Raw genomic sequence first — 16,614 nt, 5'->3', positions numbered from 1 at the left:
TATATCCGACATGCAGGATACGATCCTACTTAAATCAGACAGACTCTAAAAGACTTGGGTGAGGGGGGCGCCACCGCTACCGGCCACCGGGCGGGCCGCGCGGGATGGAACCAAAGGGTTCGGCCGGATCACGGACCGGGGGCGGACAATGACCGCGCGGCCTGCCGATCCGGCATCGGTGCGTTTCGCCGGCGACCCGCGCCGTCCACCTCACGCGCTTGGCGCGGTCGTGGCGCTGTAGCATCATGCGTTTCATATGAAAACGCATGATGCTACAGCTTTATGTTTGGCGATCGGATTCACGCTTCAAATCGATTCTGATTTTACGCGATCCGATCTAATGCCGGAAACGTGAGGCAGCATAGGGCGCCGGGTCAATCGGCGCCGGGCGGCCGGCCGATCAGGGCGGCGACGATGTCGGCGCGTCGCGGCGGCCTGCGTCAGCCCGTAATGGCCGTGGCCGAAGGCGTGGATGACGCGGCGGTCGGCGGTTGCCGGGCCGATGACCGGCAGGCTGTCGGGGATGGAAGGGCGGAAGCCCATCCAGCGCGCGCCGTCCCCGACCGGCCGGCCGGGGAGCACACGGCGCAGGCGGCCGAGCATGGCATCGACCCGTGCCCAGTTGGGCGGGGCGTCCAAACCGGCGAACTCGACGCTGCCGCCGATGCGGTCGCCGCCGTCGAGCGGCGAGGTGACGAAGCCGTGCCCCTCGTACATCACCGGCCGAGTCACGCCCAGCGTGCCGGTGGGGACGGTGATGTTGTAGCCCCGTTCGGTGTCCAGCGGTACGCGGTCCCGGCCGCCGCCGCCAGCGGCTTCGCCCAGGCCCCGCAGGCAATCACGGCATGGTCGGCCATTGCCGTCCGCCCCTCGCCGAGTCGGAGAACCACGCCATCCGCCCGCGATTCCAGGCCCTCGACGGCCGTCACGGCGACACGGGCGCCGCGCGCCCGCGCCGCGTCGGCCAGCGCCTCGGTGAACAGGCGTGGGTCGCCGACATGGGCGCCGGTCGGGTAGAGGGCGCCGCCGGCGACCTCCGCGCCGAAGGCCGGCTCCAGCGCCCGCAGAGCCGCCGAATCCAGCCTTTCCACCGGGATGCCCAGAGCCGTCTGGCGGGCGTGCAGGGCCGTCGACGCCGCGAAACCGGCGGCGTTCATCCATACCGACAGGATGCCCCGGCGGCGCAGATGTCCGTCGAGGCCCAACGCCACCAGCCTCCTCTCCCAGGCCGGCAGGGAGGCGGCGTTCAGCGCGTGGATGGCGCGTGAGCCGGCGGCGATGCGGCCGGGCCGGCTGGCCGCGACGAAACGCAGGAGCCAGGGCGCCAGCGCCGGCAGATGACGGGGTGCGATCGACAAGGGGCCGAGCGGGTCGAGAATCCAGCGCGGCATGTGCGCCCACGCCTTGGGCGAGGCCAGCGGCAGAATGTCCATATGGGGCGATCCAGCCGGCGTTGCCGGCCGATGCGCCGGCTGCCGGCCCTTCGCGGTCGAGCAGTTCCACCCTGTGCCCCTCGTCGAGCAGGGCATGGGCGACCGCCACGCCGACGATGCCCGCCCCCACCACCGCAATGCGCATGCCGTCCGGGTCCTTCCAACGATGAGCCGGCCATCCGAACCGGCCATCCCGGCATGGGACGGGAAGCCGGCGGCGTCCCAGGACCGTTCATATACAATATGCGATCCCCGCGCGGCCTGCTTGGTTTTAACCGGTCACCGCGCCACCCGTGCCGGAAGATTCCGGGGAAAACGCCGTGGGCGGGCGGACGGGTGGCGTCCGGGAATTTCCTTGATCGCAATATTGTATAAAATGTACAATCAGCAAATCCTGAAGATGATCCCGTCCGGGCCGCGCAAGGCCGGCGCCGCGCTCCGGCCGTTGACGTGTCCTCCACCCCCATCGCCCCGTCTTCATCCAGGGGGCGGCGGACATCCCGTTCCGCCCCGCATTTTCCGGAGTGTCCCCATGACCGCCCGCATTTCCTGGGAAGGCGTCTTCCCGGCCGTGACCACCCAGTTCCGCGAGGACCTGTCGCTCGACGTCGACGCCACCGCCAAGGTGATCGACGCCCTGGTCCCGCGACGGCGTGTCCGGCCTGATCGTCTGCGGCACGGTGGGTGAGAACACCTCGCTGACCCGCGACGAGAAGGTCGCCGTCATGGAGGCGGCCAAGGCGACCGCCGCCGGCCGCGTTCCGGTGATCTGCGGCATCGCCGAATTCACCACCGCCTTCGCGGCGGACACCGCCAGGGAGGCGGCGCGGGTCGGCATCGACGGGCTGATGATCATGCCGGCGCTGGTCTATTCCTCCAAGCCGCACGAGACGGCGGCCCATTTCCGCACGGTGTCCAAGGCCACCGACCTGCCGGTGATGGTCTACAACAACCCGCCGGTCTACAAGAACGACGTCACCCCCGACATCCTGGCCTCGCTGGCCGATTGCGACACGGTGGTCTGCTTCAAGGATTCCTCGGGCGACACGCGGCGCTTCATCGACACGCGCAACATGGTGGGCGACCGCTTCGTCCTGTTCGCCGGCCTCGACGACGTCATCGTCGAGAGCGTCGCCATGGGCGCCGCCGGCTGGGTGTCGGGCATGTCCAACGCCTTCCCGCGCGAGGGTGAGACGCTGTTCCGGCTGGCCAAGGCCGGCCGCTTCGCCGAGGCGATGGCGCTCTACGAATGGTTCATGCCGCTGCTCCATCTCGACGCCCGCCCGGATCTCGTCCAGTGCATCAAGCTGTGCGAGCACATCATGGGCCGCGGCACCTGGCGCACCCGCCCGCCGCGGCTGGAGCTGCTGCCCCAGGAGAAGACCGCGGTGGAAGGGCTGATGCACAAGGCGTTGGCAACCCGTCCGGCGCTCCCCGATGTCGGGCTGGCTCCGGACGCGCTGGCCAGACCCGCCTGATCCGGGCACCCTGCCCATGAGGATTCGGGGCGGGCGGCCGGTCCGCGCGGTCGGACGGAACCGCCCGTCGTTTTTCGCCATCCCGCATGCGAGGTCACGCCCATGGCGCGTCACAGCTTCTTCTGCATCGACGGTCACACCTGCGGCAACCCGGTCCGCCTCGTCACCGGCGGGTCGATTCCAACGCTGCGCGGCGCCACCATGTTCGAGCGGCGCCAGCATTTCCTGGCCGAGCATGACTGGATCCGGAAGAGCCTGATGTTCGAACCGCGCGGCCACGACATGATGTCCGGCTCGATCCTCTACCCGCCGACGCGGGAGGATTGCGACGTCGCCATCCTGTTCATCGAGACGTCCGGCTGCCTGCCGATGTGCGGCCATGGCACCATCGGCACGGTCACCATGGCGCTGGAGCATGGGCTGGTCACCCCGCGCGAGCCGGGGCTGCTGCGTCTCGACACGCCGGCCGGCGTCGTCGAGGCCCGCTACGTCGCCGACGGCCCTTGCGTGGAGAGCGTGACGCTGACCAACGTCCCCTCCTTCCTGCTCGGCCGTGGCTACGAGGTCGAGGTCGAGGGGTTCGGGACGCTCAGCGTCGACGTCGCCTTCGGCGGCAACTTCTACGCCATCGTCGAGCCGCAGGACGGCTACGGCGACCTGTCGGAGCTTCAGCCGTCCGACGTGCTGCGCCTCAGCCCACGCCTCCGCGCCGCCTTCAACGCGCGGCACCGCATCGTCCACCCGGCCAACCCGGCGCTCGACCGGCTGACTCATGTAATGTGGACCGGCGGCCCGCAGACTCCGCAGGGCTCCGCCCGCAACGCCGTCTTCTACGGCGACAAGGCGATCGACCGCTCGCCCTGCGGCACCGGCACCTCGGCGCGGATGGCGCAGCTGCACGCCACCGGCCGCCTGCCGGTCGGGCGCGAGTTCGTGCACGAGAGCATCATCGGCTCGACCTTCACCGGCCGCGTCGAGGCGGAGACCGAGGTCGGCGGCCGTCCCGCCATCATCCCGTCGATTCGCGGCTGGGCGCGCACCACCGGTTTCAACACCATCTTCGTGGACGACCGCGATCCTTTCCACGCGGGTTTCCAGGTCGCCGACGCGCGTTGAGCGTTGACGCCGGTGCCGGGCGGGGGAAGGGCGGAAGCCCGCTCCCCCGCGGCCCCGCTCACCTGTCCGCCCGGAAGGTCCCGATCACCGTCAGCAGGTCGCTGCGGACGGTTTCGATGTGGCCGCACAGAAAGCGGCAGGCTGCGTCGATGTCGCCCTGCCGGCACAGGGCGATCAGTTCCGCATGCTCGCGCTCGGCACGCCCCATGGAGGTGGTCGTGCTGAGCTGGACGCGCGTGTAGCGGTCGCTCGTTTGCAGCAGGGAGGTCACGATGGCCAGCGTGCGCGGCTGCCGCGCCTTGCCGTAGAGCGCCAGATGGAACTCGGCGTTGAGGGCGCCCCAATGGCTGACGTCGTGGCTGGCGATGGCCGCCTCGAACCGCGCGTGGACCGCGCTCACCGCCGCGAAATCCTCCGCTTCGAAGGCCGGGATGGATTGGGCGAGCATCCGCGGCTCCAGGATGCGGCGCAGGTCGAAGACGTCGTTGATCTCGTCGAGCGACAGCTCGGAGACGATGGCGCCCTTGTGCGGGACGATGCGCACCAGCCCTTCCGCTTCCAGCTGGAACAGCGCCTCGCGGACGGGAATCCGGCTGGTCCCGTAGGCCTCGGCCAGCGCGTCCTGCCGGAGCTGCGTGCCGGCCGGGTGGGTGCCGTTCAAAATGGCCTGGCGCATCTGGTCGGCGATGGCCGATGAAAGGGTGCGATGTTGCAGCGTCTTATTCATGATGCCGAAGATTTAGCCGGGAAGCTCATGGATTGCCATACAGTGTTGATTGGATAAATTCGACGATCGTGGCGGCAACCGCGCCGCGCGCCGTGGCGACGACGAACAGGGCGGCGGCCAGCGCCGCCATGTCCTCCAGCAGCGCCGCCGGCCGGTCTTGACCGAAGGCGGTGGCCATGCGCCGTCGCGCCGCGTACCCCAGGAGCGTGCCGGCGACGGCGCCGAGCCCGCCCGCGGTCAGGCCGGCGAGCCAAACGCCCGCGTTCGACCCGCCCGCGTTGACCCCGATGGCGGCCCCGGCGATGGCGCCCCACACGACACGGCTGGCGAAAGGGAAGGGCCGCTTGCGGCTGGGGGTGGCCGGCAGCTTGTCGACGACGAGCTCCACCGCCGCCATCGCGGTGAAGACCCAGGGCGAGGCCGGGTGGCCGAGGAAGAACAGCCAGCCTTCCGACAGGTCGAGCCAGCCGCCATAGGCGGCCCAGGCGACGGCCGCCGGTGCGATCAGGGCGCGCGAGCCGGCGACGGCGCCGATCAGAACAGCGAGGGCAGAACAGCGAGGGGCAGAACAGCGAGGGGCAGAACAGCGAGGGGCAGAACGGCGAGGGACAGGACGGTCGTCATGGCGGTCTCCGCATCAATCGTCCCGGCGTCCGCGCAGTGCCTGGAACAGCCGCCGAAGCGCGCCGAGGCGGGCGCCGCCCCCACCATGGAGCAGACGCAGCGCCGCCAGCATCAGCGCCGCGTCGCCGTCGCGCGGCGGATCGAAATGCGGGCGGCTCCGGCCGCGCCGCACCGAGACGGTCTTCACCCGCGTCATCTCCAATAGCCCCTCGGCCCCGCGCGTGACGCCCCAGCCGCTGGCCCGGCGTCCGCCGAAGGGGAGGCGCGGGTCGGCGGTCGGCACGATCAGGTCGTTGACCGTCACCGCCCCGGCGTCCAGCCGCCCGGCCAGCGCGCGGGCCGCGCCCTCCGGCCCGAAGACCGAGGCGCCGAGCGCGTAGGGGCTCCGCGCGGCGGCCTCCAGCGCCTCGTCCAGGTCGCGCACGGGCACCAGCGACAGGACGGGCGCGAACAGCTCCTCGCGCAGCAGCGCCATGTCCGGCCGCGCGTCGGCCAGGATCAGCGGCGGCATCGTCGGGTCCGCCTCGCCGGGCAGGGGGCCGAGCGGGCGGGCGCCGTCCGCCACCGCCGCCCGCGCCAGCCCGCCCAGCCGGCGCCGCACCGCCGCAGGCACGGCCGTCGGCGGAATCGCCGCCACGGGACCCCGCAGCGCCTCCTCCAGCCCCGCCGCCATCTCCCGCGGCACGAAGACCCGCCGTGGCGCGATGCAGGTGGCGGAGCCGTTGAACCGCAGGCCGAAGGCGAGCGCACGGGCAACCAGACCGGCATCGGCGCCCGGCAGCACGAACACCGGGTCGTTCCCCGACAGCTCCATCGTGGACGGCACCAGGGCATCCGCGAGCCGTTCGGCCACCGCCCGGCCGGTGCCGGCCGATCCGGTCAGCACCAGCTTGTCGATGCCGGCGGCGACGGCGTCCGTCACCGCGTCGGGAGATTCGTCCAGAACCCGGAACAGCCCGGCCGGAAGCCCGGCCTCCGCCAGCCAGCCCGCCAGCCGGTCCATCGGCGCGGAGCAGCCGGGCGCCGGCTTGACCAGCACCGCGTTTCCGGCGGCCAGCGCCTGCAACGCCTGCACTCCCGGCAGCAGCAGCGGGTAGTTGGACGGCCCGACGATCAGGACGGTGCCGAAGGGCTCGCGCCGCACCTCCGCCGCGACCCCGAACAGCCAGACCGGGCGGCCGCGCCGCCCCAGCCGCCGCGGCGCCAGCAGCCGGACGGCCTCGCGCTCCAGGAAGCGGCAGGCTTCGGCCAGCGGCAGGATCTCCGCGCTCAGGCTCTCGGCCGCGCGTCGTCCGGGGCGCGTCGCCAACGCCCGCACAAGGTCTTCGGCGTCCGCCGCAATCCTGTGGCGGATTTTGCGGACAATGGAAAGTCTTTCGGTTGTGCCGCAACCGGACCATGCCGCGCGCGCAGAGGAAAATGGATCGCCGGCTCCGTTTTTCCAAGGGATTACGTCTGGAGAGGTGGGGTTGTTGCTGAGATCCATTTCCGCTCCATGTTCGTGACCGCCCCGACACAAGTCGGCAATTGGGGAGCGTTTGACAAGCGGATGGAACGGCAAGTCGTGATCATTGGCGCCGGGCCGGGCGGATTGGCGTCCGCCATGCTTCTGGCGCTTACCGGGGCGAAGGTGACGGTCCTGGAACGGCAGGACCGCGTCGGCGGCCGGTCGGCCGGTTTCGCGCTCGACGGCCACCGCTTCGACAGCGGGCCGACCTTTTTCCTGTATCCCCGCATCCTGGAGGAGATCTTCGCGGCCTGCGGACGCCGGCTGTCGGAGGAGGTCGAGCTGATCCGGCTCGACCCTCTCTACCGGCTGGTGTTCGAGGCCGGCGGGGAGTTGCGGATGCACGCCCAGAAGGCGGCGCTGACGGCCGAGATCGCGCGGCTCAGCCCGCGCGACGCCGGGGGGCTGCCGCGCTTCCTGGCCGACAACCGGGCGAAGATGGAGCGTTTCCGCCCGGTGCTCGAATCCGACTTCTCCAGCCCTTGGGCGCTGGCGTCGCTGCCGATGCTGAAGGCGCTGGGCAAGCTGGCGCCGCACCGTTCGGTGGACCGGGAGTTGTCCCGCTATTTCCAGGATCCGCGCGTCCGCCTCGCCTTCTCGTTCCAGAGCAAGTATCTGGGGATGTCGCCCTTCCGCTGCCCGAGCCTGTTCACCATCCTGTCCTTCCTGGAGCACGAGCACGGCGTCTTCCACCCGCGCGGCGGCACGGAGGCGGTGATGGAGGCGATGCGGCGGGTGGCGGAGGGCATGGGCGTCACCGTGCGCCTGAACGAGGCGGTGCGCCACATCCGCTTCCAGGGGCGCCGCGCGGTCGGGGTGCGGACGGAGACCGGCGAGTATCCGGCCGACGCGCTGGTCATCAACGCCGACTTCGCCCGCGCGATGACGACGCTGGTGCCCGACGACCTGCGGCGGCGCTGGAGCGACGCCCGCATCGCGACGAAGAAATTCTCCTGCTCCACCTTCATGCTCTATCTGGGCATCGAGGGCAGGGTGGACGGGCTGGACCACCACACCGTCTATCTGGCCGAGGATTACGCCCGCAACCTCGCGGAGATCGAGGAGGGCCGCGATCTGCCGCACCGCCCCTCGGTCTATGTCCAGAACGCCTGCGTCACCGACCCGTCGCTGGCCCCGCCCGGCGGCAGCACCCTCTACGTCCTGGTTCCGGTCGGCCACCAGCGCGGCCACATCGACTGGCGGACGGAGGCACAGCGCTACCGCCGCCTCGTGCTCGACCGGCTGGCCGGCTTCGGGCTGGGCGGTCTGGAGCGCCGCATCAAGGTGGAGCGCGTGGTGACACCCGCCGATTGGGAAAGCCGGTTCGCGGTGCATCGCGGCGCCACCTTCAACCTGGCGCACAGCCTGGATCAGATGCTCCATCGCCGCCCCCGCAACCGCTTCGAGGATCTGGACGGCGTCTATCTGGTGGGCGGCGGCACCCACCCCGGCAGCGGCCTGCCGGTGATCTTCGAGGGCGCGCGCATCACGGCGCGGCTGCTCGCCCAGGAGCTGGGTCTGCCGACGCCCTGGCGCAACGAGACCATGGACGTGTCCGGCCTGCCGAAGCGGGCGGTCGCCGGGGGATTGGCATGAGGGAATCGGCATGAGGAGATCGGCATGACGGGCCGGATCGCGGTGATCGGCGGTGGCCTGGGCGGGCTCGCGGCGGCGGTGGTGCTGGCGGCGCGCGGCCACGCGGTGGTGCTGCTGGAGAAGAACGGCTGGGTCGGCGGCAAGGCGGCGGTGCTGGAGGAGGGCGGCTTCCGCTTCGACATGGGGCCGACCATCCTGACGGTGCCGCGCGTCCTGCGCCGGATCCTGGCGGAGGCCGGCTGCGACCTGGACCGCGAGCTGGAGATGGTCCGGCTGGAGCCGCAATGGCGCTGCTTCTTCGACGACGGCACGGTGCTCGACCTGTCGGAGAACCTCGCCACCATGGCGGCGGATCTGGACCGGCTGTCGCCCGGCCGGGGGGCCGGAGAGGGCTACCGCCGCTTCCAGGCCCTGTCGGAACGGCTGCACGGCATTTCCGAGCGCTTCTTCTTCTGGAAGTCGGTGGAGGATCTGGGCGACACGCTGGACATGCGCAGCAGCCTGAACGCCCGCACCCTGTCGGACGTGCTGGCGCTGCGCATGGGCAGCACGGTCGCCGGCACCATCCGCGGCCATGTTCCCGACGCGCGCGCCGCCCAGATGCTGGACCATTTCACCCAGTATGTCGGCTCCTCGCCCTACGGCTCCCCGGCGGTGCTGTGCGCCATCGCGCACATGCAGACCAGCGACGGCGTCTGGTACCCGATGGGCGGCACCCGCGCCGTGCCGGTGGCGCTGGAACGGGTGGCGCGGCGCCTCGGAGTCGAGATCCGCACCGGCACCGGCGTCCGCCGGCTGGAGGTGACGGACGGGCGCGCCACCGCCGTGGAAACCGAGGACGGGGAGCGCATCCCGGTGTCGGCGGCGGTGTCCAACATGGATTCCGTCCGCACCTACGACGAGCTGGTCGGCGGCGCGCCGGCCAAGCGCTTCCGCAAGCGCCGGAGCTACGAGGCCGCCTGTTCGGGGGTGGTCTTCTATCTGGGGCTCGACCGCGGCTACGATCATCTGCGGCACCACGACTTCGTCTTCTCCCGCGACCCGAAGGAGGAGTTCGACTGGATCTACCGCCGTGGCGAACCAGCGCCCGACCCGACCTGCTACATCGCCGCCCCCGCCCGCACCGAACCCGGCGTGGCGCCGCCGGGGGGCGAGGCGCTCTATGTTCTGGTCCACACCCCCTATCTGCGCCCGCACCACGATTGGGCGCGGATGCTGCCGGACTACCGCCGTGTCGTGTTCGACAAGCTGAAGCGCACCGCCGGTCTAGCCGACCTGGAGGACCGCATCCGCGTCGAGCGCGTCCTGACCCCGCGGGACATCCACGACCGCTACCGCGTGCTGAACGGCGCCATCTACGGGCTGGCCAGCCACGGCCGCTTCCTGGGCGCCTTCAAGCCGGGCAACCGCTCGCGCGACGTGGAGGGGCTGTATCTGGCCGGCGGCGCCGCCCATCCGGGGCCGGGCATGCCGATGGTGCTGATGTCGGGCTGGATCGCCGCCGACAGCCTGGACCGCGACCAGCGGGGAGGCGAGGCGCGCGGCGGCGACCGGCGCGCCGTCGCCTGAAGGGCCGCCGAGCCATGCGGCCCAGCGGTGGGCAGGACGGCAGCGGGCAGGAAGGCGGCTGGCAGGGCGGCGGCGATCCGGTCTCCCTGCGCTCGCCGGCGCTCTGCCGCTTCTTCGGCGCCGTCATGGCGCGGCGGATGCGGCGCGACTTCCACGCGGTGCGGCTGGCGCTTCCGGGCTGGCCCGACCTGCCGCCCGACCGGCCGGTCATCGTCTGGCTGAACCACCCGTCCTGGTGGGATCCCGCGGTGCTGATCATGATGGGGACCAGCCGTTACCGCGAGCGGCCGGGCTACGGCCCGATCGACGCGGCGATGCTGCGCCGCTACCGCTTCATGGCCCGCATCGGCCTGTTCGGGATCGAGCCGGGCCGGGCCGGCGCCGCCGCCTTCCTGCGCAACGGCGCGCGCATTTTGGCCGACCCGCGCGCCATGCTGTGGATCACGGCGGAGGGCGCCTTCACCGACCCGCGCCGCCGCCCGGTCCGTCTGCGGCCGGGCGTCGCCCATCTGGTCCGCCGTGCCCCCTCGGCGCTGCTGGTGCCGCTGGCCCTGGAATACCCCTTCTGGGATGAAAGCACGCCGGAGGCGCTGGCCCGCTTCGGCGCTCCCATCGAGGCGTCGGCCTTCGCCACCCAGCCGGTGGCCGCGATCGCCGCCGCGCTGGAACGCCGGCTGGAGGCGACGATGGACGCGCTGGCGCTGGACGCGCAAAGCCGCGACCCGGAACGCTTCCTGACGCTGATCGACGGGACGGCGGGTGTGGGGGGCGTCTACGACCTGTGGCGCCGGGCATGTGCCTGGGCCGGCGGGCGGCGCTTCTCCCCCGCCCATGGCGACGTGTCGGACGGCGGCGAGGCGCGCCGGCCATGAGCGCCGTCACGCCGCTGGCCGCGCTGGCGCTGGCGCTGGCCCTGCTTCCGCTGGGGCTGGGCATCGCGAACCTGCGCCTCTACCGCCGCCCGGACGCCGAGCCGCCGCCGGACACCGCCGTCAGCATCCTGATCCCCGCCCGCAACGAGGAGGCCACCATCGCCGCCTCGGTGGAGGCGGCGCTCGCCAGCCGGGGGGTGTCGGTGGAGGTGGTGGTGCTCGACGACCAGTCCTCCGACCGCACGGCGGAGATCGTCCGCGCGCTGGCCGCCCACCCCGGCAACGCCTCCCGTCTGCGGCTGGAGCCGGCGCCGCCGCTGCCTCCAGGCTGGTCGGGCAAGCAGCACGCCTGCCGGACTCTCGCCGGGCTGGCGCGCCATCCGCTGCTGCTGTTCCAGGACGCCGACGTGCGGCTGGCCCCGGACGCCGCCCGGCTCGCCTGCGGCGCGCTGCTGGCGGGGCCGGCGGGTCTGGTCAGCGGCTTCCCGAGGGAGGAGACGGGCAGCTTGGCCGAGGCGCTGGTGATCCCTCTGATCCATGTGCTGCTGCTGGGCTACCTGCCGATGGGGATGATGCGGCGCTCGACCGACCCCCGCTTCGGCGCGGCCTGCGGCCAGCTGATCGCGGTCCGGCGGGAGGCCTACAGGCAGGCGGGCGGCCATGCGGCCATCGCGGCTTCCCTGCACGACGGGGTGACGCTGCCGCGCGCCTTCCGCCGGGCCGGGCTGGGGACCGACCTGTTCGACGCCACGGGCCTCGCCCGCTGCCGGATGTACCGCGGCTGGCGGGAGGTCTGGTCCGGCTTCTCCAAGAACGCGACGGAGGGAATGGCGACCCCGGCCGCCCTGCCGGTCTGGACCCTGCTGCTGTTCGGCGGCCATGTTCTGCCCTGGCTGCTGCTGGGCTGGGCAACGCTGGTTCCGTTGCCGGGTGTCGCGGTGGTCCTGGCGGCGCCGGCCGCTGCGGCGGGGCTGCTGTTCCGGCTGCTGCTGGCCATCCGCTTCCGCCAGAGTCTCCTCGGCGCCCTGCTGCACCCTGCGGGAATCCTGATCCTGCTGGCGATTCAATGGGCGGCGCTGCTGCGCGCCCGCCGGGGCCTCCCGGCGCAATGGCGGGGACGGGCCTACCCGGCCGATCCCGGAGGGCGCCCCCCGTGACTCCCTCCATGCCTGCCTGGCTGCGCCGGAATGCCCACCGCATCTTCCACCCGCTGGCCGGTGCCGACGCCGCCACCCTGGCGACCGTGTTGCGCGACGGCGGCGGGGTGGGGCCGCTCCACCTCCACCGGGTGGCGACGGCGCTGGGGGCGGCGGCCGTCCGGACCCCCTTCGACGCCCTGGAGCGGCGACGGGTGGAGCGCCTGATCGGACGGTCGCCCGCCGCCCCGCCGCCGCTGTTCATCCTGGGGCACTGGCGCAGCGGCACGACGCATCTCCTGAACCTGCTGGCGCAGGATCCCCGCCTTGCCGCCCCCGACCCGCTGGCGGTCGGGCTGCCCTGGGGGTTCCTGGGGCTTGGTCCCTTCTGGCGCGCGCGGCTGGAGGCTTGGCTGCCGCCCGACCGCCTCATCGACCCGATCCCCGTCACCCCCACAGCCCCGCAGGAGGATGAGCTGGCGCTGGCGCTGATGCAGCCGCTGTCCTATTATCATGGCGTCTTTTTTCCCCGCCGCTTGCACCAAGCCTTCCGCCAGGGCGTGCTGTTCGAGGATTGCCCGCCGGCCGCCATCGCCCTGTGGCAGCGCCGGCTGGAGCATTATCTGGCCAAGCTGCAACTTCGAGTCGGCGGCCGGCGGCTGCTGATCAAGAACCCGGCCCATACGGCCAAGCTGGTGGAACTGCTGGCGCTCCACCCCGACGCGCTCGTCCTCCACATCCACCGCGACCCCTACGAGGTCTACAGCTCCACCCGCCGCATGCTGAGGACGCTGCTGCGGGAATTCGCGTTGCAACCCTACGATCCGCAGGCGGTGGACGGGCTGGTGCTGGACCTTCACCCCGCAATCCTGAAGCGCTTCGACCGCGCTTTGCCCCTGCTGCCGCCCGGCCGGTTGGTGGAGATCCGTTATGATCGCCTTGCCGCCGACCCGCTGGCGACCCTTCGTCATATCTATGACCGGCTGCCGCTGGGACCGTTCGAAACGGCAAGGCCCCGGGTCGAGCGCTATCTGGCCGGGGTAGGGGACTACCGGCGCGCCCGGCACGAGCTGGACGCCTCAACCCGCCGCAACGTGCGTGAACGCTGGGCTTTTGCCTTCGAGCGCTGGGGCTACCCCGCGTGATCGCCCTTATGAATGGGCAACAGCGCAGCGTCGATCTTCGGACGGTGCTATTGCTCTTGACCGGGCTTCCATGCAGCGGAGTCGTCCTTGTCGGCTTTGACGAAACGGGACACGTCAGCGTTCGCCAGCAAGCGGATCGCGGAGTCGAAGCTTTCCGATTTGAAACCGAGCGAGGACAGGCGTTTGCCGGCTTGACGCTCGTCGTCATTCTGGACGTAGCGCTCGTCACCCGCCTTCATCACGAAGGGCGTCCCACCGGTGCCGACGCTGCCCGGCGAAGCCGAATCGCCGGTCCGGGAAAACTCGGCGGCCATATCCCGCATAGCCTCCAACGGGTCGCCACCGGACCGCATCGCCGCCCGGCGTTGATCGAAAGCGGCCATCTCCTCCATCGAGATGTCGAGGGGGTTGCCCTGCGACGAGCCAACAGCCTGCCGCGCGCCCTCCCAGAAGGCCCCGGCCCTCGCTTCCTTGAGCCGGCTGGTGAGCGCGAGCCCAAGGTCGCGGGCGCTGATCGCACCGGACGACACCAGGCCGCCCAGGGTGGAGCGATCCTCAGACGATAGGCCGGAAAAGACGGCGAGCGCCTCATCCTTCAACTCCACCGCCAGTGGACTCAGATCCACAGAATCGCTCCGGCTCGTTGCCGTCTCCGCACCCCGCGCGGCCGTCGCGGCGGTGCGGGCGCTTGGTGCCGCAGTCCCGCTTCTTATCGCCGGGCCAGCGGCGGACAGGTCAGAAACATTCATCGGATCCTCCTTAAGCCCACCATCCGCATCAGGTTTGGTTGCCAGATAGGCCAACAATGCTTATGTAGCTAAGTAACAATAATAATCAGTAGACATGCGAAATCATATCATCACTTAGTTAACGCGCAATTAATTTAACATCAACATTACGCATACTATAGTATATAATAATAAATATTATTGACTCAGTCGATTTACTTTGTTAGCGAATTGAACACAACAACTCGCCTTGAACCATTGAAATATGGAGGAAAAAAATGGGCTTTTTCGCTCTACCCTCGACGCAGTTCGATTATGTTGCGACGAATCCGAACGAGGCTTGGTCGATTTATGGGAACAACCTTGGAAATCAACTCGTCGGCGGAAACCTCGACGACTACATTGATGGCGGCAACGGCAGCGATACTATCGATGGCGGTGCCGGCAACGATTTCATCAACGGTGGAAACGACGCGGACACGCTGTACGGGTGGACAGGCAACGACAACCTCCTGGGCGGCGCTGGCGACGACTGGCTCTATGGAGAAGCCGGCAACGATACCCTGAATGGCGGCGCATCCGGCTTCCGCGACGTGCTTCAGGGCGGTGCCGGCGACGATGTCTACATCCACTACTATAACGACGGCGGTCTCTCGTGGATCGCCGACGCCAGCGGCACTTCGGACAAGCTCGTCATCAACGACGTGACCTTCGGCGACCTGCTTTTCGCGCTCGACTCAAGCAACAACAACAATCTGATCATCTACACCGCGGCTGACGATGCCAATGGCATCAGCGATGGGATCGTGATTCAGAATTTCTTCAACGGCAGTGGCCACGGGTCGGGCGAGGTCGAATACATCCAGGTTGGAAGCACCACGTACGATTTCTGGGATTATCTCGGCTTGGCATGATCGGGCCATGACCGCTTCGGCCGGCGCCGCCATGCGATCCCGGCCGAAGCACGCCGCTCCGACAGGAACACCGCTCCCTCTTCGGACCCGCTGAGAGCGGAAGTCAGGCGACATCACACTTGATGTCTTCGGGTTTTCGAAGCGGAGCAAATGCATTCAACGGCAACGGAGAACGCACGGGGGGGGGGGGAAGGCCCCTCTGTGCGCTCCGGTGAGTGAGAGATAATTATTCTGCACTGGCTAAAAATATCCTGCAATGGAACCGGGATCCTATGGGATTCGCGGGGATCCGATGGGATCCCTACGGCCTCTCTGTGAGGGCCGGAGGGATGAACGTATGAAGCTGGTCACAGGTGTGGCAACGCACGGTGACCGGCTCGGGAGCGCCCATAGGCTCTTCCATGCCCTGGCACAGTCTTTCCACGGAAGCGATACGCAACGCCAATGCCCTTGCAATTGCCTTCGCCCCCCAGCCTTTGGAGCGGAAAACCCGCACCCGATGATGCGAGAGTGACCAACGTGCCGTGGGGACCGGGTATTCTCTTCCGCCCATCGCCTCCGCAATGATGGCAGCCGCCTCCTGCCCAAGCGTTTTCACCAAAGGGTGGTCTTCTTTCAATTTCTTGGCCTTTGGGATGTAGAGCTTACCGTCCCCAAACGCCCTTGCGAACCTGTCAGTGGCTCCATCCCCCAGAAGCCGAGCAATATCACCCAGAATGCCGGGCCACCCCACAACAGGAATGTCGCTATCGGCAATCCTGAATTTTCCTTTCGCCATTACTCTTTTACCTTCTCAGAGCAACGTAATAAGTGCCAGTGCACACCAGCACTGGCACTATCTTCACAGGTGGGCAGAAACCACCAGTTCAGCGGAACCGGCCCACTCATTGGCAATCGCCACCGACCGTTCGTCCGGCGGCTCGCCCACCGTCACCACGCGCGTCGTGTTGTTGACGACGCGACGGCCCGCGCCGTCCAGTTCGTCGGGAACGACCAGGATGGTCGGAGAGACGCCCATCTTGCGACCGTTGTCGCCCCGCACCGATGTCATGGCCGCGCGTGCGGCCTCGTAGTTCTCGACCGTGAGCGGCGCCTTGCTGCCATAGGCGAGCTGCCACAGGCCGAACCCGGCATTCACCCGCGCCACGACGCCGTAGATGAATTCGCGCTTGTTGAACACGTTGTCGTCGGTGGGGCTGTCCTGCCGCTGGAACTCGTAGTCGCGGCGCTTCTGGAACACGATCGGCTTGATCGGCCGGGAACCGTCGATCAGGAACCATGCCGGTCCGTCGCCGGCCTGCATGTTGCTGTGGGGAACGGTCACGCTCTCGGACGTGTGGACCGGATGGTCTTCGGCGAAGAACGGCTTTCCGTCATAGCAATGGTCGGTGAAGCCCGAGGCGAGCAGTTCATACACCAGGGCATCCGGGTGGCGGCGGCTTTCATAGCCCATGTTCTCGAACAGCGGAGTGAACACTCCCACCGCGTCATCTTCGATATGATCTTGCGAGACGCTGATGGTCATCTCGAAGGGACGGTTCTTGATCGTGTAGCCATGAATCTCAAGGTTACGAACGATGCGCGGTCCCACCCATTCCCGCAAGATGGGGGTGCTGCCGAGCCAAGCATACTTTTCTTCTCCGGTCTGGCTCGGCACTTCCATGGCAATTTTCTGATAGGTGCTGGGAGCGCCCTGGAAACCCTTGTTGAAGCTGGTTTTGAAGCCAGAAAACAAATTTCCCAGGTTGGGTGCGGTAATAAGCATGTAA

The 16,614-nt window shown here is 69.2% G+C and carries 15 protein-coding genes and 2 pseudogenes; 9 read left to right on the top strand and 8 right to left on the bottom strand.

Going from position 1 to position 16,614, the window contains the following annotated elements:
* Positions 1-306: 306 nt before the first annotated feature.
* Positions 307-1,391: pseudogene (locus JN22_RS35325) on the bottom strand (NAD(P)/FAD-dependent oxidoreductase).
* An 88-nt stretch (positions 1,392-1,479) separates the two neighbouring features.
* A pseudogene (locus tag JN22_RS35320) lies at positions 1,480-1,578 on the bottom strand (FAD-dependent oxidoreductase); the annotation flags it as partial.
* Positions 1,579-1,965: 387 nt separating this feature from the next.
* On the opposite strand from JN22_RS35320, the gene JN22_RS35145 reads away from it, so the two are divergent.
* The 3 genes from JN22_RS35145 (at position 1,966) to JN22_RS02835 (ending at position 4,027) form a co-directional block, all read left to right on the top strand.
* Positions 1,966-2,121: a hypothetical protein gene (locus JN22_RS35145; protein ID WP_317852914.1), complete on the top strand. Its 156-nt coding sequence runs from the start codon at positions 1,966-1,968 to the stop codon at positions 2,119-2,121.
* Positions 2,087-2,911, top strand: a complete 825-nt coding sequence (locus tag JN22_RS02840) for a dihydrodipicolinate synthase family protein (RefSeq protein ID WP_317852913.1) — start codon at positions 2,087-2,089, stop codon at positions 2,909-2,911. The genes JN22_RS35145 and JN22_RS02840 overlap by 35 nt, the downstream gene beginning before the upstream one ends.
* Positions 2,912-3,013: 102 nt before the next feature.
* Positions 3,014-4,027: a 4-hydroxyproline epimerase gene (locus JN22_RS02835; protein WP_085552440.1), complete on the top strand. Its 1,014-nt coding sequence runs from the start codon at positions 3,014-3,016 to the stop codon at positions 4,025-4,027.
* Between the two features lie 58 nt (positions 4,028-4,085).
* On the opposite strand, the gene JN22_RS02830 is transcribed toward JN22_RS02835, so the two are convergent.
* From JN22_RS02830 to JN22_RS02820, 3 genes are all read right to left on the bottom strand, one after another.
* The gene (locus JN22_RS02830) at positions 4,086-4,754 is read right to left on the bottom strand and encodes a GntR family transcriptional regulator (protein WP_085552439.1); all 669 of its coding nucleotides are present in this window, start codon (positions 4,752-4,754) and stop codon (positions 4,086-4,088) included.
* Positions 4,755-4,779: 25 nt separating this feature from the next.
* Positions 4,780-5,289: a DUF4126 family protein gene (locus JN22_RS02825; RefSeq protein ID WP_223677538.1), complete on the bottom strand. Its 510-nt coding sequence runs from the start codon at positions 5,287-5,289 to the stop codon at positions 4,780-4,782.
* 102 nt (positions 5,290-5,391) lie between these two features.
* The gene (locus JN22_RS02820) at positions 5,392-6,864 is read right to left on the bottom strand and encodes an aldehyde dehydrogenase family protein (protein ID WP_223677531.1); all 1,473 of its coding nucleotides are present in this window, start codon (positions 6,862-6,864) and stop codon (positions 5,392-5,394) included.
* 9 nt (positions 6,865-6,873) lie between these two features.
* On the opposite strand from JN22_RS02820, the gene crtI reads away from it, so the two are divergent.
* The 5 genes from crtI to JN22_RS02795 are packed head-to-tail and all read left to right on the top strand — an operon-like array spanning position 6,874 to position 13,203.
* Positions 6,874-8,481, top strand: a complete 1,608-nt coding sequence (crtI, locus tag JN22_RS02815; protein WP_317852912.1) for a phytoene desaturase family protein — start codon at positions 6,874-6,876, stop codon at positions 8,479-8,481.
* 24 nt (positions 8,482-8,505) lie between these two features.
* On the top strand, positions 8,506-10,050 hold the full coding sequence (locus JN22_RS02810) for a phytoene desaturase family protein (RefSeq protein WP_085552436.1): 1,545 nt from the start codon (positions 8,506-8,508) through the stop codon (positions 10,048-10,050).
* 14 nt (positions 10,051-10,064) lie between these two features.
* Entirely contained in the window at positions 10,065-10,922 is an 858-nt protein-coding gene (locus tag JN22_RS02805) for a lysophospholipid acyltransferase family protein (protein WP_085552435.1), read from the top strand.
* Positions 10,919-12,079, top strand: a complete 1,161-nt coding sequence (locus JN22_RS02800) for a glycosyltransferase (protein ID WP_085552434.1) — start codon at positions 10,919-10,921, stop codon at positions 12,077-12,079. The genes JN22_RS02805 and JN22_RS02800 overlap by 4 nt, the downstream gene beginning before the upstream one ends.
* A gap of 8 nt (positions 12,080-12,087) precedes the next feature.
* Positions 12,088-13,203, top strand: coding sequence for a sulfotransferase family protein (locus JN22_RS02795; RefSeq protein ID WP_085552433.1), 1,116 nt, complete (start codon positions 12,088-12,090; stop codon positions 13,201-13,203).
* Between the two features lie 47 nt (positions 13,204-13,250).
* Here the strand turns inward: JN22_RS02795 and JN22_RS02790 are convergent, their stop codons facing one another.
* Positions 13,251-13,952: a hypothetical protein gene (locus tag JN22_RS02790; protein WP_223677530.1), complete on the bottom strand. Its 702-nt coding sequence runs from the start codon at positions 13,950-13,952 to the stop codon at positions 13,251-13,253.
* A gap of 257 nt (positions 13,953-14,209) precedes the next feature.
* On the opposite strand from JN22_RS02790, the gene JN22_RS02785 reads away from it, so the two are divergent.
* The gene (locus JN22_RS02785) at positions 14,210-14,845 is read left to right on the top strand and encodes a calcium-binding protein (RefSeq protein ID WP_085552432.1); all 636 of its coding nucleotides are present in this window, start codon (positions 14,210-14,212) and stop codon (positions 14,843-14,845) included.
* A 301-nt stretch (positions 14,846-15,146) separates the two neighbouring features.
* Here JN22_RS02785 and JN22_RS02780 read toward each other — a convergent pair whose 3' ends face one another.
* Positions 15,147-15,623 carry a hypothetical protein gene (locus JN22_RS02780; protein ID WP_143268118.1) on the bottom strand — a complete coding sequence of 159 codons (477 nt, stop codon included), beginning with the start codon at positions 15,621-15,623 and terminating at the stop codon, positions 15,147-15,149.
* A gap of 63 nt (positions 15,624-15,686) precedes the next feature.
* Positions 15,687-16,610 carry a Mu-like prophage major head subunit gpT family protein gene (locus JN22_RS02775; RefSeq protein WP_085552431.1) on the bottom strand — a complete coding sequence of 308 codons (924 nt, stop codon included), beginning with the start codon at positions 16,608-16,610 and terminating at the stop codon, positions 15,687-15,689.
* Positions 16,611-16,614 lie beyond the last annotated feature (4 nt).

The sequence above is a fragment of the Azospirillum agricola genome, from assembly GCF_020005195.1.
Classification (GTDB): domain Bacteria; phylum Pseudomonadota; class Alphaproteobacteria; order Azospirillales; family Azospirillaceae; genus Azospirillum; species Azospirillum agricola.
Note: the sequence above shows the minus strand (reverse complement) of the source record. Positions and strands in the feature narration are given on the sequence as shown.

Bases quoted from the DNA above. Each gene is read 5' to 3' on its own strand.
- JN22_RS35145 (WP_317852914.1), top strand. From the start codon at position 1,966: ATGACCGCCCGCATTTCCTGGGAAGGCGTCTTCCCGGCCGTGACCACC.
- JN22_RS02835 (WP_085552440.1), top strand. From the start codon at position 3,014: ATGGCGCGTCACAGCTTCTTCTGCATCGACGGTCACACCTGCGGCAAC.
- JN22_RS02830 (WP_085552439.1), bottom strand. From the start codon at position 4,754: ATGAATAAGACGCTGCAACATCGCACCCTTTCATCGGCCATCGCCGAC.
- JN22_RS02820 (WP_223677531.1), bottom strand. From the start codon at position 6,864: ATGGATCTCAGCAACAACCCCACCTCTCCAGACGTAATCCCTTGGAAA.
- crtI (WP_317852912.1), top strand. From the start codon at position 6,874: ATGTTCGTGACCGCCCCGACACAAGTCGGCAATTGGGGAGCGTTTGAC.
- JN22_RS02810 (WP_085552436.1), top strand. From the start codon at position 8,506: ATGACGGGCCGGATCGCGGTGATCGGCGGTGGCCTGGGCGGGCTCGCG.
- JN22_RS02805 (WP_085552435.1), top strand. From the start codon at position 10,065: ATGCGGCCCAGCGGTGGGCAGGACGGCAGCGGGCAGGAAGGCGGCTGG.
- JN22_RS02800 (WP_085552434.1), top strand. From the start codon at position 10,919: ATGAGCGCCGTCACGCCGCTGGCCGCGCTGGCGCTGGCGCTGGCCCTG.
- JN22_RS02795 (WP_085552433.1), top strand. From the start codon at position 12,088: ATGCCTGCCTGGCTGCGCCGGAATGCCCACCGCATCTTCCACCCGCTG.
- JN22_RS02790 (WP_223677530.1), bottom strand. From the start codon at position 13,952: ATGAATGTTTCTGACCTGTCCGCCGCTGGCCCGGCGATAAGAAGCGGG.
- JN22_RS02785 (WP_085552432.1), top strand. From the start codon at position 14,210: ATGGGCTTTTTCGCTCTACCCTCGACGCAGTTCGATTATGTTGCGACG.
- JN22_RS02780 (WP_143268118.1), bottom strand. From the start codon at position 15,623: ATGGCGAAAGGAAAATTCAGGATTGCCGATAGCGACATTCCTGTTGTG.
- JN22_RS02775 (WP_085552431.1), bottom strand. From the start codon at position 16,610: ATGCTTATTACCGCACCCAACCTGGGAAATTTGTTTTCTGGCTTCAAA.